Origin of the sequence: Amycolatopsis sp. H20-H5 (genome assembly GCF_035828755.1) — a bacterium.
Lineage (GTDB): Bacteria > Actinomycetota > Actinomycetes > Mycobacteriales > Pseudonocardiaceae > Amycolatopsis.
The window spans coordinates 1-2,025 of record NZ_JAYMZS010000182.1; the positions used below are offsets into that span (position 1 = coordinate 1).

Sequence of the window (2,025 nt, forward strand, 5' to 3'; positions counted from 1 at the left end):
ATCAACAGCCCTCCAGAGGCCCTCTCACGATCCGGACGGTTCGCGTCACGGCCTTACGCTCACTGTCCGCACCTCGGACGTCTCAGGCAGTCAGCCCCAGAACCACCCATATTCAGCAGCCTCCTAGAGGTCCCTGAAGGCCACCATGACGGCGTTAAACGCCGTCATGGTGGCCTTCAGGGACCTGCGTCCTGGGGCCGAAGTCTCACAGTGTGGACACGCGCTGTCCACCACCTAAGATGTCCTTGTGCTCCGGATTCGCCGTGACCTCGTCGACGAGATCGTCGCCCATGCCCGTCGTGACCATCCCGACGAGGCGTGCGGGATGATCGCAGGTCCGGAAGGGTCCGACCGCCCCGAGCGGTACCTCCCGATGATCAACGCCGCCCGGTCGCCGACGTTCTACCAGCTCGATTCGATGGAGCAGATCAAGCTGCACCGCGAGATGGAGGCGAACGGCGAGGTGCCGGTCGTCGTCTATCACTCGCACACCGCGACCGAGGCGTACCCGTCGCGCACCGACGTGTCCATCGCGGGCGAGCCCGAGGCCCATTACGTGCTGGTCTCGACGAGGGACCCCGATACACACGAGTTCCGCTCGTACCGGATCGTGGACGAGGTCGTCACCGAAGAACCGGTCGAGATCATCGACTGACCCCGCGGGCCCGCCGGAATAAAGCGGGCCCTCCCGAACGTCTGCGGGTAAGAACCCACCGGAGGAGAACCATGGCCGTCAACGTCAGCATCCCGACCATCCTGCGTACGCACACCGACGGCGAGAAGTCCGTCGAGGCGACCGGCAAGACCGTGCTCGAGGTGATCGACGACATCGAGTCGCGCCACGGCGGCCTCAAGGCCCGCCTGGTCAAGGAAGAGAAGCTGCACCGCTTCATCAACGTCTACGTCAACGACGAGGACGTCCGGTTCGCCGGTGGGCTCGAGGCCGAGGTCAAGGACGGCGACACGCTGACCATCCTGCCCGCGGTCGCCGGCGGCGCGCGCTAGAGATGGCTCGTTACGAGTCGCTGCTCGACACACTCGGCGGCACCCCGCTTGTCGGGCTGCCGCGGCTGTCGCCGAGCCAGGACGTCCGGCTGTGGGCGAAGCTGGAGGACCGCAATCCGACCGGTTCGATCAAGGACCGCCCCGCGCTGGCCATGATCGAGGCCGCCGAGCGGGAGGGCAGGCTGCGCCGGGGTTCGACGATCCTGGAGCCGACCTCGGGCAACACCGGGATCTCGCTGGCCATGGCCGCCAAGCTCAAGGGCTACGGGCTGGTCTGCGTGATGCCCGAGAACACCTCCATCGAGCGCAAGCAGCTGCTGCAGGCCTACGGCGCGCGGATCGTGTTCTCCCCGGCCGCGGGTGGCTCGAACGAGGCCGTGCGCCGCGCGAAAGAGTTGTCCAAGGACAACCCCGAATGGGTGATGTTGTACCAGTACGGCAACCCGGCCAACGCGGACGCGCACTACCGCGGCACCGGCCCCGAGCTGCTCAAGGACCTGCCGACGCTGACCCACTTCGTCGGCGGCCTCGGCACGACCGGCACGCTCGTCGGCTGCGGCCGCTACCTCCACGAGGCCAAGCCGGACGTGCAGATCATCGCGGCCGAGCCCCGCTACGGCGAGCTGGTCTACGGCCTGCGCAACCTCGACGAGGGGTTCGTCCCCGAGCTGTACGACCCCAGCGTGCTCAACAGCCGCTTCTCAGTCGGCGCGTACGACGCGCTACGCCGCACCCGCGAGCTCCTGGAGCTCGAAGGCATCTTCGCGGGCATCTCGACCGGCGCGGTGCTACACGCGGCGCTCGCCGTCGCGGAGAAGGCCGCCGCGAAGGGCGAGAAGGCGGACGTCGCCTTCGTCGTCGCGGACGCCGGGTGGAAGTACCTCTCCACCGGGGCTTACTCGGGCTCGCTCGACGAGGCCGCGGAGCGGCTCGATGGGCAGCTCTGGGCGTAGGCCTCACCTCTCCGGCGTTCATGGCGTTTGGGAGATGGGGCCTTGAGTGTCATGAAAGGGTCGTTCA

The 2,025-nt window shown here is 67.6% G+C and carries 3 protein-coding genes; all 3 read left to right on the forward strand.

Annotated features, from left to right (window positions below; translation table 11 throughout):
* The first annotated feature begins 247 nt into the window (after positions 1 to 247).
* The 3 genes from QMK34_RS44645 (at position 248) to QMK34_RS44655 (ending at position 1,958) form a co-directional block, all read left to right on the forward strand.
* The gene (locus tag QMK34_RS44645) at positions 248 to 655 is read left to right on the forward strand and encodes a M67 family metallopeptidase (RefSeq protein WP_326420907.1); all 408 of its coding nucleotides are present in this window, start codon (positions 248 to 250) and stop codon (positions 653 to 655) included.
* Positions 656 to 726: 71 nt separating this feature from the next.
* On the forward strand, positions 727 to 1,005 hold the full coding sequence (locus QMK34_RS44650) for a MoaD/ThiS family protein (RefSeq protein ID WP_326420908.1): 279 nt from the start codon (positions 727 to 729) through the stop codon (positions 1,003 to 1,005).
* A 2-nt stretch (positions 1,006 to 1,007) separates the two neighbouring features.
* Positions 1,008 to 1,958 (forward strand): PLP-dependent cysteine synthase family protein, encoded by a 951-nt coding sequence (locus QMK34_RS44655; protein ID WP_326420910.1) that lies wholly within the window; start codon positions 1,008 to 1,010, stop codon positions 1,956 to 1,958.
* The last annotated feature ends 67 nt before the right edge of the window (positions 1,959 to 2,025 follow it).

Coding starts and splice junctions, on each gene's coding strand:
- QMK34_RS44650 (WP_326420908.1), top strand. CDS start 727: ATGGCCGTCAACGTCAGCATCCCGACCATCCTGCGTACGCACACCGAC.
- QMK34_RS44655 (WP_326420910.1), top strand. CDS start 1,008: ATGGCTCGTTACGAGTCGCTGCTCGACACACTCGGCGGCACCCCGCTT.